The sequence below is a fragment of the Granulicella sp. 5B5 genome (assembly GCF_014083945.1).
In the GTDB taxonomy this organism is placed as follows: Bacteria; Acidobacteriota; Terriglobia; order Terriglobales; family Acidobacteriaceae; genus Granulicella.
Map to the genome: position 1 here is coordinate 1,091,489 of NZ_CP046444.1, position 13,484 is coordinate 1,104,972.

12 protein-coding genes are annotated in these 13,484 nt (G+C 61.7%); 8 read left to right on the forward strand and 4 right to left on the reverse strand.

The features are described 5' to 3' along the window. Window positions 1-30 precede the first annotated feature (30 nt). The 3 genes from ilvD (at window position 31) to ilvB (ending at window position 3,951) form a co-directional block, all read left to right on the forward strand. Window positions 31-1,749, forward strand: a complete 1,719-nt coding sequence (gene ilvD / locus GOB94_RS04700) for a dihydroxy-acid dehydratase (protein WP_182277722.1) — start codon at window positions 31-33, stop codon at window positions 1,747-1,749. 162 nt (window positions 1,750-1,911) lie between these two features. Continuing rightward, window positions 1,912-2,046 carry a hypothetical protein gene (locus GOB94_RS16795; RefSeq protein WP_255484240.1) on the forward strand — a complete coding sequence of 45 codons (135 nt, stop codon included), beginning with the start codon at window positions 1,912-1,914 and terminating at the stop codon, window positions 2,044-2,046. 63 nt (window positions 2,047-2,109) lie between these two features. Beyond that, entirely contained in the window at window positions 2,110-3,951 is a 1,842-nt protein-coding gene (ilvB, locus tag GOB94_RS04705) for a biosynthetic-type acetolactate synthase large subunit (protein WP_182277723.1), read from the forward strand. A 204-nt stretch (window positions 3,952-4,155) separates the two neighbouring features. Here ilvB and tnpA read toward each other — a convergent pair whose 3' ends face one another. Next, window positions 4,156-4,608, reverse strand: a complete 453-nt coding sequence (tnpA, locus tag GOB94_RS04710; RefSeq protein WP_182277724.1) for an IS200/IS605 family transposase — start codon at window positions 4,606-4,608, stop codon at window positions 4,156-4,158. 36 nt (window positions 4,609-4,644) lie between these two features. On the opposite strand from tnpA, the gene GOB94_RS04715 reads away from it, so the two are divergent. The 4 genes from GOB94_RS04715 (at window position 4,645) to GOB94_RS04730 (ending at window position 7,624) form a co-directional block, all read left to right on the forward strand. Next, the gene (locus tag GOB94_RS04715; protein ID WP_182277725.1) at window positions 4,645-5,226 is read left to right on the forward strand and encodes a hypothetical protein; all 582 of its coding nucleotides are present in this window, start codon (window positions 4,645-4,647) and stop codon (window positions 5,224-5,226) included. A 69-nt stretch (window positions 5,227-5,295) separates the two neighbouring features. Beyond that, the gene (gene ilvN, locus GOB94_RS04720; RefSeq protein ID WP_182277726.1) at window positions 5,296-5,916 is read left to right on the forward strand and encodes an acetolactate synthase small subunit; all 621 of its coding nucleotides are present in this window, start codon (window positions 5,296-5,298) and stop codon (window positions 5,914-5,916) included. A gap of 118 nt (window positions 5,917-6,034) precedes the next feature. Next, the gene (gene ilvC, locus GOB94_RS04725) at window positions 6,035-7,060 is read left to right on the forward strand and encodes a ketol-acid reductoisomerase (RefSeq protein WP_182277727.1); all 1,026 of its coding nucleotides are present in this window, start codon (window positions 6,035-6,037) and stop codon (window positions 7,058-7,060) included. A gap of 69 nt (window positions 7,061-7,129) precedes the next feature. Then, the gene (locus GOB94_RS04730) at window positions 7,130-7,624 is read left to right on the forward strand and encodes a DinB family protein (protein ID WP_182277728.1); all 495 of its coding nucleotides are present in this window, start codon (window positions 7,130-7,132) and stop codon (window positions 7,622-7,624) included. Here GOB94_RS04730 and GOB94_RS04735 read toward each other — a convergent pair whose 3' ends face one another. Continuing rightward, complete coding sequence (locus GOB94_RS04735) at window positions 7,625-8,566, reverse strand: Gfo/Idh/MocA family oxidoreductase (RefSeq protein ID WP_182277729.1); 942 nt, start codon at window positions 8,564-8,566, stop codon at window positions 7,625-7,627. Between the two features lie 177 nt (window positions 8,567-8,743). On the opposite strand from GOB94_RS04735, the gene GOB94_RS04740 reads away from it, so the two are divergent. Continuing rightward, complete coding sequence (locus GOB94_RS04740) at window positions 8,744-9,763, forward strand: NAD(P)-dependent alcohol dehydrogenase (protein WP_182277730.1); 1,020 nt, start codon at window positions 8,744-8,746, stop codon at window positions 9,761-9,763. A gap of 136 nt (window positions 9,764-9,899) precedes the next feature. On the opposite strand, the gene GOB94_RS04745 is transcribed toward GOB94_RS04740, so the two are convergent. Beyond that, complete coding sequence (locus GOB94_RS04745) at window positions 9,900-10,187, reverse strand: DUF427 domain-containing protein (protein ID WP_182277731.1); 288 nt, start codon at window positions 10,185-10,187, stop codon at window positions 9,900-9,902. Window positions 10,188-10,382: 195 nt separating this feature from the next. Further along, entirely contained in the window at window positions 10,383-13,292 is a 2,910-nt protein-coding gene (gene topA / locus GOB94_RS04750) for a type I DNA topoisomerase (protein ID WP_182277732.1), read from the reverse strand. Between the last annotated feature and the right edge of the window lie 192 nt (window positions 13,293-13,484).

The window sequence follows — 13,484 nt, forward strand, 5'->3', positions numbered from 1 at the left end:
TTTGCACTTGCTTCTAGAAAAGGAATGTAGATGTCCACTCCCGGCAAGACAAACTCCGTCGTCCTCACTGAAGGCCCCAACCGCGCCGCAGCCCGCGCCATGCTCCGCGGCGTCGGCTTCACCAAAGAAGACCTCTCCAAGCCCATCATCGGCATCGCCAACACCTGGACCGAGGTCGGCCCCTGCAACTACCACCTCCGCGACGTCGCCGAGGCTGTCAAGGAAGGCGTCCGCGCCGCTGGCGGCACACCCATGGAGTTCAACACCGTCACCATCTCCGACGGTATCACCATGGGCACCGAAGGCATGAAGGCCTCGCTCATCTCCCGCGACCTCATCGCCGACAGCATCGAACTCGTCGCCCGCGGCAACGCCTTCGACGGCCTTGTCTGCATCGCCGGCTGCGACAAGAACATGCCCGGCGCCATCATGGCCCTCGCCCGCCTCGACATCCCGGGGCTCATGCTCTACGGCGGTAGCATCGCTCCGGGGCACATGCACGTCGGCACCGACGGCAAGACGCCCGAACCCGGCAGCAAGAAAGAGATCGACATCACCATCCAGCAGGTCTTCGAGGCTATCGGCGCACACGCCGCCGGCAAAATCTCCGACGCGCAGCTCGAAGAGGCCGAGTCCACAGCCTGCCCCGGCGCCGGTGCCTGCGGCGGCCAGTTCACTGCGAACACGATGGCGATGGCCGGCGAGTTCCTCGGCATCTCTCCCATCCAACTCACCGGCGTCCCCGCCATGAGCCAGGAAAAACACGCCGCCTCCCGCGAAGCCGGCAAGCTCGTCATGGACCTCGCTCGCAGCGGCCTCAAGCCCTCGCAGATCATCACCCGCGAATCGCTCGAAGACGCTGTCTCCGCGGTCTGCGCCTCTGGCGGCAGCACCAACGCCGTGCTTCACCTCATCGCCATCGCGCACGAGCTCAACATCCCACTCAACGTCGACGACTTCGACACCATCAGCGAGAAAACGCCCTTCATCTGCGACCTCCAGCCCGGCGGCAAGTACGTCGCCAAGGACTACCAGAACGCCGGCGGCTCGCGCCTGCTCGCGCAGCGCCTCGTCGAAAAAGGTCTGCTCCACGGCAACACACCCACCGTCACCGGCAAGACCGTCCGCGAAGAAGCCACCACCGCCACCGAGACCAAGGACCAACAGATCATCCTCCCCTGGTCCGCTCCGCTCAAGAAGACCGGCGGCCTCGTCATCCTCAAGGGCAACCTCGCACCCGAAGGCTGCGTAGTCAAAGTCGCCGGCCACGAGCGCCTGCACCACACCGGCATCGCTCGCGTCTTCGACTCCGAAGACGCATGCTTCGCCGCCGTCGAGAGCGGCGAGATCAACCCCAACGACGTCCTCGTCATCCGCTACGAAGGCCCCCGCGGCGGCCCCGGCATGCGCGAGATGCTCGCCGTCACCGCCGCCATCAAAGGCATCCCCGAACTTTCTGAAACCGTCGCACTCCTCACCGACGGCCGTTTCAGCGGCGCCACCCGAGGCCTCATGGCCGGCCACGTAGCTCCCGAAGCCCAACTCGGCGGCCCCATCGCTGCCGTCCACGAAGGCGACACCATCACCTTCGACATCCCCAACCGCAAGCTCACCCTCAACATCAGCGACGAAGAGCTCGCCGCCCGTCTCAAAACCGTCAAGCCCCGCGAGATCCCTTACAAACGCGGCGTCTTTGCCAAGTATGCCAACACCGTTTCAAGCGCCAGCAAGGGCGCAATCACCACTTAAAGGAAGCGAAAAATTATGGCACTCACAGGACTAGGCTTTCGAGAAACACGCGTATGGCGCGCCAGCGACGACGGTCACTTCTACATCTTCGAATGCTTCGAGCACATATCCGGAGGCGGGTTTGTATGCCCATATGCCTCCGTGCATCGCAACTGGAATTTCATGAGCCAGCACATAGAGGATGTCCAGCTTCGCCACAAAGTCTTCACCGAGCTCACCAACCCTCATGCAAAGGTCTACGCCACGCTCGAAGAGGCCATCGACAACTTTGATCTGAGCCAGGCATTCGACGGATAACGCAATCCACTTCAGCCGGCCGAACAGAAACTCGCAGCTATCCGACACACTCGGAGGAACCATATGACGAACGCGAACCAACACCCCACACTCACCGGAGCCGAGATCCTCTGGGCCTCGCTCGCCGGCGAAGGCACCACCACCGTCTTCGGCTACCCCGGCGGCGCGATCCTACCCATCTATGATGCGCTGAGAAAGTTCCCGACGATCCACCACGTCCTCGTCCGCCACGAGCAGGGCGCATCGCACATGGCGGACGGTTACGCCCGCGCCAGCGGCCGCGTAGGCGTCTGTATGGCGACCTCCGGCCCCGGTGCCACCAACCTCGTCACCGGCCTCGCCACCGCCATGCTCGACAGCATCCCCATGGTCGCCATCACCGGTCAGGTCTCGTCGAAGGTCCTCGGCTCCGACGCCTTCCAGGAAGTCGACATCACCGGCATCACACTGCCCGTCACCAAGCACAACTTCCTCGTCACGCGCGCCGAGGACATCGCCCCGGCCATCCGCGAGGCCTTCCAGATCGCCCGCAGCGGCCGCCCCGGCCCCGTCCTCGTCGACATCACCAAAGACGCGCAGCAGGCCACCGCCGTCTACGACTTCGACGCCGCTGCGCCGCCCGCCTACCGCCCGCACCCCATGCTGCACAAGCAGCTCCACGCCGACTCGCCTTCGATCAAGCAGGCACTCGAGCTCATCCTCGCCGCGAAAAAACCAGTCATCCTCGCCGGCCACGGCATCGTCGAATCCGGCGCTGAGCGCGAGGTAATCGCCTTCGCCGAAGCCCTGCAGATCCCCATCGCCAGCACACTTCTCGGCCTCGGCGCTGTCCCCGCGGCACACCCCCTGCAGCTCGGCATGATGGGCATGCACGGCGAGTCGTGGGTCAACAACGCCATCCAGCAGGCCGACCTCCTGCTCGCCTTCGGCATGCGCTTCGACGACCGTGTCACCGGCAACCTCGCCAGCTACTCACCCAACTCGAAGAAGATCCACATCGAAATCGACCCCTCCGAGATCAACAAGAACGTCCGCGTAGACGTCTCCCTCATCGGCGACCTCAAGCAGGTCCTCAACATCCTCCTGCCCCAAATAGCCCGTCATTCTGAGTGGAGCGCCGCGAAGTCGAAGAACCCCGAAGGCGTTCGCCCCGCCACGACCGCGCAAACCTTTTCAACCACCGCTTCGCCTTGGCTCTCCGAGATCAACAAATCCAAAGGCTCCGCCGCCGTCCGCGACATCATCAATCTTCCCGACAATGGCCACCTCTACGCCGCGCACGTCATCCACGACATCTGGCGCGAGGCCCAGGCCGCAGGCCGCCTCGAAAACACGATCATCGTCACCGACGTAGGCCAGCACCAGATGTGGGAAGCGCAATACTTCAAGCACGAGTCCCCACGTTCGCTCGTCACCTCCGGCGGCCTCGGCACCATGGGTTTCGCGCTGCCCGCAGCCATCGGCGCAAAAGCCGCGCAGCCGCACAAGGATGTCTGGGTCATCGCCGGCGACGGCGGCTTTCAGATGACCGCCGCCGAGCTCTCCACCATCCAGCAGGAGGGCCTCGCCATCAACATCGCCGTCATCAACAACGGCTTCCTCGGCATGGTCCGCCAATGGCAGGAGACCTTCTACGACAAGAACTACTCCGCCTCGCCCATCCTCTCGCCGGACTTCGTCATGCTCGCCGCCGCCCACGGCATCGCGGGCGCCAGCGTCAGCAAGCGCAGCGACGTCATCCCGACCGTCACCAAAGCCCGCACCAGCGGCAAACCCTTCCTCATCAACTTCCAGGTAGAAAAAGAAGACGGCGTCTACCCCATGATCGCCCCCGGCGCCGCCCTCCACGAAATGGTCCGCCGCCCAACCCACGACCCGCTCCTCGAAACCGCGGAGGATGAATAGATGATGCGGGAACGTCGAAAGAACAATCGACTTCAGCGCAAGACGGGCACATGCCCATTCTCTGTCCTGCTCAATGAGACACCTGAAACGTGTCCCATCACGTTCGGCAAAGCGCCGAAGGCGCGTCCTATACCAGCCTGGGGCGTAGCCCCAGGTACGCCCGCCATAACGGACAGAGGGCTGAAAGCCCGATCTATCCCAGCCTCAGTCCCAAAGGTAACGCTCGTCGAATTCCATCCTGTATTTCCCAAGGAACGCACGAAACTCATCCTGAAACGTCTGCTTCTTGTGGTGCGACTCCTGCGTATCAATGTAATGAATCAACGCATTCAAATCGGACGGGCCAACAGAGAACGCGCCGTACCCGCGTTGCCACGCAAACTTCGTCAGCTTCGGAGACTGGCTCTTCAACCACTTAGACGAGGACGCTTTGAGTTCCGCAACCAAATCCGAAACATTCGCGGTGCGGGACAGGCGAATGGCGAGATGAACATGATCGCCAACACCTCCAACCCGAAAACATTCGCATTGGTTATTCCGAATAACAGTCGCAAGGTACGCATAAAGATCGGGCCGTACATCCACATCAAGAACGGGGACGCGGTCCTTCGTACTGAAGATCACATGGACGAGCAGGAACGCAAGCGATTGAGCCATTGCGGAGAGTATAGATCGGACTTTCAGCCCTCTCGTATGCGCTTGACCTCTTTCCTAGGGCTGGGGCTCCGTCTCAGGCTGGTATCGAACGCGCTTCCAGCGCTTTTAGCCTGCACCCTTTTCATCTGCACATTCTCACTCCTCGGCTGCAACTCTGTCCCTAAACCCGCCACCACTTCAACGCCTGTGACCGCCACCGCGCAAACCTACCCCGCACACCCCACCACATCACCACCACCCTTCAAGCTCTTCCACCAGACCAAAGACTCCATCACCCTCGTCACCGGCGACGACGCAACCGACGACCAAATCGAAGCCATCGTCTGGCAGCTCCATGACGCCGCACAAACTCACACCTTCAACAAGCTCCACATCCCGCAAAAGTTCATCGACGACCGCGACCCCATCGTCTTCTTCCACATCTATCGCGGCTCCAAATGCGCCGCTGAAAAATACGCCGCTGGAGACCCACCCTGCGGTGGCAGCTACCACGCCGCCGGCGACTACACCCTCGGCAGCTTCAAGAACCCCAACCGCGACGACGGCGTCCTCCTCCACGACGAAGACCATCAGGTCGAACTCTGGAACGCCGACGCCGCATCCACTGGTCCGCACTAGCGCTCTGTCACTTCGCGGGGAATCCGTTTATCTATTCCCTGCTCCCTATTCCCTACTCCCTGAGGCTTTATGCTCCACACCTTCGTAGCCCTCGTTCAAGACAAACCCGGCGTGCTCACCCGCGTCGCCTCGCTCTTCCGCCGACTCAGCATCAACATCGTCTCGCTCACCGTCGGCGAGTCCGAACGTCCCGACACCTCGCGCATGACCATCGTCTGCGAGGCCCCCGAAAACGCAGCGCACCGCATCCGCGCCTCGCTCTATAAGCTTGAAACCACCGTGCACGTCGATGAGCTCAATCGTTCCGAAGCCGTCATCCGCGAACTCTGCCTCATCAAGGTCCAGGTCGGCCCGGACTCCCCGCACGGCCTCCACTCGCGCTCCCAGGTCTTCGAGCTCGCACAGGTCTTCCGCGCCCGCGTTGTCGACCTCGCACCCGAGTCCATCATGCTGGAGATGACCGGCAGCGCCTCCAAAATCGAAGGCCTCATCCAGGTCCTCGGCGAATCCAATTACACCATCCTCGAGGTCTCGCGCACCGGCCGCATGGCCATGCGCCGCGGTCACCACACCAGCCGCGTCCTCAAGGCGCTCGGCAGCCCCACCTCGCTGCCGCCAGCACACTTTCCCACCCTCGACCCCGACGCTCTCAACGAGGAAGACATCCTTCCCAGCGAGTTCGACGATTAGTTTTTGCTCTTGCTTTTCTTGTTGTCATTCCGGGCGTAGCGAGGAACCTGCTTCCTGCTCGAACTGACACCGACCTAAACCATCACCGGCTTCATCAACCAAACGAAAGAGAATCCTCATGGCAAAGACATACCACGATCAAGACGCTGACCTCTCCCTCATCCAGGCCAAGAAGGTCGCCATCATCGGCTACGGCTCACAGGGCCACGCCCACGCGCTCAACCTCAAGGACTCCGGCGTGCACGTCAAGGTCGGCCTGCGCCCCGGCTCACCCAACGCGAAGAAGGCCGAGCTCGCCGGCCTGGAAGTCGGTTCTGTCGCCGAGGTCTCCAAGTGGGCCGACGTCATCATGAACCTCACGCCTGACCAGACCGCCGCGAAGGTCTACCACGCTGAGATCGAGCCTCACATGAAGCCCAACGTCACGCTCATGTTCGCGCATGGCTTCAACATCCGCTTTCGCACCATCACTCCCCCAGCCACAGCCGACGTCTCGCTCGTCGCTCCGAAGTCCCCCGGCCATCGTGTCCGTGAGGTCTTCACCGAAGGCGGCGGCGTCCCAGGCCTCGTCGCCGTCGAGCAGGACGCCAGCGGCACCGCCCTCGCGCTCGCACTCTCTTACGCCAAGGGCATCGGCTGCACCCGCGCCGGCGTGCTCGAAACCACCTTCACCGAAGAGACCGAAACCGACCTCTTCGGCGAGCAGGCTGTCCTCTGCGGCGGCACCTCCGCCCTCGTCAAGGCTGGCTTTGAAACTCTCGTCGAGGCCGGCTACCAGCCCGAGCTCGCCTACTTCGAAGTCCTCCACGAGCTCAAGCTCATCGTCGACCTCATGTACCGCGGCGGCCTCGAGTACATGCGCTACTCCATCTCCGACACTGCCGAGTGGGGCGACTATGTCAGCGGCCCGCGCATCGTAACTCCAGCCGTCAAGCAGGCCATGAAGGAGGTCCTCAATGACATCCAGTCCGGAGCCTTTGCCAAGCGCTTCATCGACGACCAGAACTCCGGCCGCAAGGAGTTCGAGGCCTTCCGCGCGCAGGACCGCAACCACCCCATCGAAAAAGTCGGTGCAGAGCTTCGCGCCGCGATGCCCTTCCTTGACCCGGTCAAGGTCGAAAACGGCACCGTCGTCAAAGCCTAATCACCTACTGCATCAAAGCAAAGCGAGAGGCCCAGCGCCTCTCGCTTTGCCATTTGCAAAGGAGCCACCATGTCTCTCGCCATCCCTGTCGACGACCTCCTCCGCTGGAACGACCTCACCGCGCAGCGTTGGCGCGATCACCTCCACGCACACCCCGCTCTGCTCGCCGTGCCCTGCGACGTCCGCAACTCCAGCAACGTCGCGCAGGTCCTCCAGCACATCGTCGCCGTCGAGCTCCGCTACGCACAACGCCTCGCCGCTCAACCCGAGAGCAGCTACGACGAGGTTCCCTTCGGCTCACCCGACGAGATCTTCGCCACGCACCAGCGCGCCTTCGACCTCATCCGCCCCCTCCTCGCCGACGACACCTACGACTGGAACGACCCGCTCGACTTCCAGACCATCACCCTCGGCAGGATCCGCGCCGCGCGCCGCGACATCCTCCTGCATATGCTCTTCCACGGCATTCGCCACTATGCGCAGCTAGCCACGCAGGCACGCACCGCCGGCTTCACGCCCACTTGGCCCATGGACTTCCTCATGCTCAACGCGCAGCGCATCTGACTACCCGCGCATCACCTGCTCCGTCGCCCAGTCCGTCCACACCGCCTCACGTCCCGGCGATACCAACGCCGCACCATCCAGCACCGCCGCCACAAAATTCTCAATCAGCGGCAGATGCACATTCTTCGCCACAGGCAGCTGCTCCGCACCACCGGGCCAGCGAATCTCCGGCCCATTCAACGGAGTCATCGCAATCTCCCCCTCCGTCCCCACCACGCGAAACTCATCGCGCCCCACCCGCGAGTTCCACCTTGCATCTACAACGGCATGAACGCCACCGGCATAGCTCATCACCGCCGTCGCAGAGTCCTCCACCTCCAGCCCATGAACCGCATTCGACCGCAGCCCCACAGCCCGCTCCGGCTTGCCAAACAAAAAGTTCAACGCATCAATCCTGTGCGAAGCCACGTCATACAACGGCCCACCACCGGCCATCTTCGGATCGCGCAGCCATCCACGCTCCGCGCTCTCCAGCCACCCGTGATAGATCCCTTCCGCAAACACCGGCGTCCCAATGGCACCCGCAGCAATCAACGCCTTCGCCCGCATCAGCTTTGGATAAAACCGCCGATAGTACGCCACCCCAAACATTCTCTGCGCGGCATCCGCGGCAGCCACCATCGCCTCAGCCTGCGCATAGTTCATCGCGACCGGCTTCTCGCACAACACATGCTTGCCCACCTTCAGCGCAGCGATCGTCTGCTCCGCATGGAACACCACTGGCGAAGCCACATACACTGCATCAATCGCATCATCAGCCAGCGCCGCATCCAGCGTCGCCCACGCAGCCGCATCCGGATACACCTCAGCCTTCTTCGCATCCCGAGTCACCACCCCGCGCAACACACTGCGCTTTTCGGTCAAGATCGCGGGAATCACCCGCTTCCGCGTAATATCGCCAATGCCCACAACCAGCCAGTTCACATGCATGTGTCCCAGCATAACTGACCCGCATCTCATCGCTTGAGCAAGAGCGGAACAGACAGTGGAGCTGTTTGGCCGGCTTTGAAGGGGACGGGCTTTATCCCGTCCGTAAAATCCCGGATTTAAAAGAGGGGCTTTAGCCTCGGAGGGCGAAGGGACCGCCAAACTGACCTCTCGCCAAGACAAGGAGCCATCATGCAAGCGCACTCTCTCCGCCTCAACGCCTTCGGACTCGATAACGTCGCCCTCACCCCCACCGAAGTCGCCGCCCCTGGCCCACACGAGGTCCTCGTCGAGCTACGCGCCGCCAGCCTCAACTACCGGGACCTCATGGTCGTCCTCGGCCATTACAACCCGAAGATGGAACTCCCCCGCACCATCGGCTCCGACGCCGCAGGCACCGTCACCGCCGTCGGCTCCGCTGTCACACGCTTCAAGCCTGGCGACCGCGTCGCCTCACTCTTCTTCCAGGACTGGCTCGACGGTCCCTTCACCCCCACCACTGGCAAGTCCGCTCTCGGCGGCCCCATCGACGGCGCCTTCACCACCGCACGCCTCTTCTCTGAAGACGGCCTCATTCATATCCCCACATACCTCACCGACGAGCAGGCGGCCACACTCCCCTGCGCCGCCCTCACCGCCTGGAACGCCCTCGTCGAAAAAGGCAATCTCCATGCAGGCCAAACCGTCCTCGTCCTCGGCACCGGTGGCGTCTCGCTCTTCGCTCTCCAAATCGCAAAGCTCCATGGCGCGCGCGTCATCGTCACCAGCTCATCGGACGAAAAACTCCAGCGCGCCCGTGCTCTTGGCGCCGACGACACCATCAACTACCGCACCACCCCCGCCTGGGACAAAGCTGTCAAAGACCTCACCAGCGGTCTCGGCGCCGACCACGTCGTCGAAGTCGGGGGGGCCAACACCTGCCCGCTCTCGGCCTCAGCCGCAGCCTTCAACGGACACATCCACGTCATCGGCGTCCTCTCCGGCACCGATGGCCCCGGCATCGATCCCCGCCAGGCCCTCGTCAAAGCCCTCAACATCCACGGCATCTACGTCGGCAGCCGCGCCATGTTCGCCCGCATGAACGCCGCCTTCATCGTCGGCAAAACTCAACCCGTCATCGACCGCGTCTTCCCGCTCACCGACGCCCGCGCAGCCTTCGAGCACGTGCAAACCGGCAGCCACTTCGGCAAAATCGTCCTCTCCCTCCGATAAAATGGGTGCCCCATTCACACGCAGTCTCATCGCGGATGAGTGGGGGATGCATCCTCTGCAGAACAGGGAAGCACCCGCTTTACTTCCAATAAAAATGGCTCCCCGCAGGGAGCCACTCTTCACAGCCAATCCACAACTAAGTCGTCACGATCTCCACACCCCGCCAGAACGCCACATGGCGCTTCACCGACTTCGCCGCCGGCTTAGGGTTGGGGTAGTACCAGGCCGCGTCAGGGTTCTCCTGACCATCCACCAGAACCGTGTAGTACCGGGCCTGTCCCTTCCAGGGGCAATTGGAACTCGTTGAGCTAGGCTTCAAAAATGCCCGGTTCACAGCCTCTTCAGGGAAGTAAATGTTGCCTTCAATCGTCTCTACCTTATCGCTCTCCGCGATAGTCTGTCCGTTCCAAATCGCCTTTGGCATATTCGCCCTCTTGACTTTTCAATAAGATACGGCTCTCAAGTGCTCAGCAGATTGTACCTGCCTGTGCACCCGGACCGGTCGTTATGGCCGAGTACAGAACACAGTGTAGCACATCTCTATTGGAAATGGAAAGTCTCCGCGCATGAACCTACCAAAATCAGTAGATTTCCTCCTGCAAACCGAAGGCGACACCGCTCAGGCCACAGCCTCCACCATCGGACGCGTCTTCTCCGGATCAGGCCGTTTCAGATCCACAGGAGCCTCCTTCAGCTTCGGCGGACCGATCTTCTTCTGATATCCACAGGCTGGCGTCGTAGGAGCCTCTACCTCGGCTCCCTTCTTCGCCCGTTTCTTCGGCATCGCCTCGTGGTTGTTCGGACACACCAGGAACGTCCCCTCGGCATTCGACACCTCCACCAGGTACGCCGAATCGCACTTCGGACACGTCTGGTTCACCAGCTTCTGGTTGCTCGTAAAGTCGCACTTCGGATACCGCGTGCACCCATAGAACGTATCCCCGCGCCGGTTCTTCCGCACGGCAACCTCGCCCCCACACTTCGGGCACGGCACATCCAGCAATTCCTGCTTCACATACTTGCACTTCGGATAGCCCGAGCAGGCAATGAACTCGCCATACTGCCCATCGCGCTGCAGCAGCGGCTTGCCGCACTTCGGACAAGGCTCTTCCAGCACCACCGGCGGCTTCGACTGCACCTTCTGCGTCAGCTTCCGGATCGTCTTGCACGGAGGATCTTCGTTGTACCCAGGGCAAGCCATAAACGGTCCCCACGGCCCATTGCGGAGCACCATCGTGCGCCCGCAGTTGTCGCAGGCCTCATCCTCCTGCTCTGCCGCATCCGCCCCAGGAGTCGTCAAATCCGGCTTCGCCGACACGTTCTCCTTCGTAAAGTCGCAGCTATCCGGCTCGACAATCAGCTTTCCGCCAACCTTCCGCGCCTCTTCCGCGCCGCGCTCCAGCGTCTCAAGCAGCGAGCCCTTATCGGCAACTTCAACCGACATCTCCGTCACATCGTCGTTCATCACCTTCACATGCACCGGAAAGCTGAACGCATCCGTGACCTTCTTCACCGAAACCTTAGGCGTCTTCTTCAGCGGCCCCAGCGCAATCGTCACCGGCTTCGCCTTCGTAAAGTTCGAGCACGAGTAGAAGCTGCCGAACTTGCCCCACTTCAAAATCAGCGGCGCGCCGCACTTCTCGCAGACTTCATCAGAGGGCTTCTCCCACGCCTTGACGTCCTCCATCTCAATCTCGGCGACCTTCAGTTCTTCCTCAAGATGCCCATAGAAGCCCTTCAGCAGGTCCGTCCACTTTTCGGTGCCATCTTCCACGGCATCCAGCTCATTCTCCAGACCAGCCGTGTACTCCACCTTGAAGATGTATGGAAAGTTCTTCACCAGCAGGTCTGTCACCACCATGCCGATCTCGGTCGGCACAAGCTTCTGCTGGATCTTCTTCACATAATCGCGTTCCTGGATCGTATTGATGATCGAAGCATACGTCGAAGGCCGGCCAATGCCGTTCTCTTCCAGCGTCTTCACCAAACTCGCTTCGTTGAACCGCGGCGGCGGCTGCGTAAACTTCTGCTGCGGATCGACCTTGTTGCACGCCAGCGCCTGCTTCTCCTTCAGCTCTGGCAGTCGCTTGTCATCCGAACTCTCTTCGGCGCCCTCGCCCTCTTCAGCCGCAGCGGCCTTCTCGGCCTCCACGCGGGCGGCCTTAGCCTTCTTGTTCTCTTCGTCAAAGTGAAGCCATCCAGAAAACTTCAGGATGCTGCCCGTCGTGCGAAAGTCATACGTGGCATCCGCCTTCGCCTCGATCTCCACCGTCGTCTGGTCGAACACCGCCGGCATCATCTGGCTTGACACCGCGCGCTCCCAGATCAGCTTGTACAGCCGGTACTGCTCATCGCTCAGATACCGTCGAATCTGCTCCGGCACGTACTCCACATTCGTCGGGCGAATCGCCTCATGCGCCTCCTGAGCATCCTTCTTGCTCTTGTAGACGTTCGGCTTCTCCGGCAGATACTTATCGCCGAGCTTCTTGCCCACCCACTCCCGAATCTCACGCACAGCATCGGCACTCAAATTCGTCGAGTCCGTACGCATGTAGGTGATCAAACCCACAGTGCCTTCGTTGCCGATCTCCACGCCTTCATACAGCCTCTGCGCCACGCCCATTGTGCGCCGCACATTGAAGCCCAGCCGTCCTGCCGCCTGCTGCTGCAATTGGCTCGTCGTAAACGGGGCCTTCGGGTTGCGCCGCTGCTCGCGCTTCTCAATCGAGCGCACCGTCCACTTCGCGCGCTCCAGCTGGCTCAGCACTTCATCCACAGCCGCCTTGTCCGGCAGCGCGTTCGATAGAAACTGCTCCTTACCTTCCTTGTCCGTGCCATTCGACACGCGAATCGGCTGCCCGGCCACGGCCACCATCCGCGCCGTAAACTCCTGCCCCCCGTCTTTTGGAGACCGGCCTTCGGGCGCAAGCACCGCATCTATATTCCAGTACTCCACCGAGTTGAACGCATTGATCTCCCGCTCGCGCTCCACAATCAGCCGCAGCGCGACGGTCTGCACACGCCCCGCACTCAGCCCACGCTTCACCTTGTCCCACAGCAGCGGAGAGATCTGGTACCCCACCAACCGGTCCAGCACGCGCCGCGTCTGCTGCGCGTCTACCAGGTTCTCGTCCACATCCCGAGTATGCTGAAACGCCGCCTGCACAGCCTTCTTCGTAATCTCGTTGAACGTCACCCGCCGCAGCTTGCTCTTATCCTTAATAGAGGGCAGTAGCTGCATCTTTAAATGCGCGGCAATCGCCTCACCTTCGCGATCAGGATCGGCGGCCAGAAACACGCTGTCGCTCTTCGCCGCCAGCTTCTTCAGCCGGTCAACCACCTTCTCCTTGCCCGGAGACACAATCAGCGTCGGCTCAAACGTCCTCCGCTTCAGCTCCACGCCGATATCGTTCTTCGGCAGGTCCATAATGTGGCCAATCGAGGCCTCCACCACGTAGTCGCTGCCCAGATATTTCCCGATCGTCTTCGCCTTCGCGGGCGACTCCACGATCACTAAATTCTTTGCCATACTGCACACCCATTCAGAGACCCAACAGCCGAAGCCTTGTCTCCGCTTCCAATTCCTATGCAACCTATCACGGTTTCCGGAGGGCAAGTCAAACTCGCCGTCCTGCCCTTTGCTCCATCTTCGCGTTCAGTCACGCGTTCCCACTCGGTCTTGGACGTTCCAAAACCTCATCGGTGATTCCTGCCTATCGTC

Excerpts from the sequence above, each read along its gene's own strand:
- ilvD (WP_182277722.1), top strand. The coding sequence starts at position 31 with ATGTCCACTCCCGGCAAGACAAACTCCGTCGTCCTCACTGAAGGCCCC.
- GOB94_RS16795 (WP_255484240.1), top strand. The coding sequence starts at position 1,912 with ATGAGCCAGCACATAGAGGATGTCCAGCTTCGCCACAAAGTCTTCACC.
- ilvB (WP_182277723.1), top strand. The coding sequence starts at position 2,110 with ATGACGAACGCGAACCAACACCCCACACTCACCGGAGCCGAGATCCTC.
- tnpA (WP_182277724.1), bottom strand. The coding sequence starts at position 4,608 with ATGGCTCAATCGCTTGCGTTCCTGCTCGTCCATGTGATCTTCAGTACG.
- GOB94_RS04715 (WP_182277725.1), top strand. The coding sequence starts at position 4,645 with ATGCGCTTGACCTCTTTCCTAGGGCTGGGGCTCCGTCTCAGGCTGGTA.
- ilvN (WP_182277726.1), top strand. The coding sequence starts at position 5,296 with ATGCTCCACACCTTCGTAGCCCTCGTTCAAGACAAACCCGGCGTGCTC.
- ilvC (WP_182277727.1), top strand. The coding sequence starts at position 6,035 with ATGGCAAAGACATACCACGATCAAGACGCTGACCTCTCCCTCATCCAG.
- GOB94_RS04730 (WP_182277728.1), top strand. The coding sequence starts at position 7,130 with ATGTCTCTCGCCATCCCTGTCGACGACCTCCTCCGCTGGAACGACCTC.
- GOB94_RS04735 (WP_182277729.1), bottom strand. The coding sequence starts at position 8,566 with ATGCTGGGACACATGCATGTGAACTGGCTGGTTGTGGGCATTGGCGAT.
- GOB94_RS04740 (WP_182277730.1), top strand. The coding sequence starts at position 8,744 with ATGCAAGCGCACTCTCTCCGCCTCAACGCCTTCGGACTCGATAACGTC.
- GOB94_RS04745 (WP_182277731.1), bottom strand. The coding sequence starts at position 10,187 with ATGCCAAAGGCGATTTGGAACGGACAGACTATCGCGGAGAGCGATAAG.
- topA (WP_182277732.1), bottom strand. The coding sequence starts at position 13,292 with ATGGCAAAGAATTTAGTGATCGTGGAGTCGCCCGCGAAGGCGAAGACG.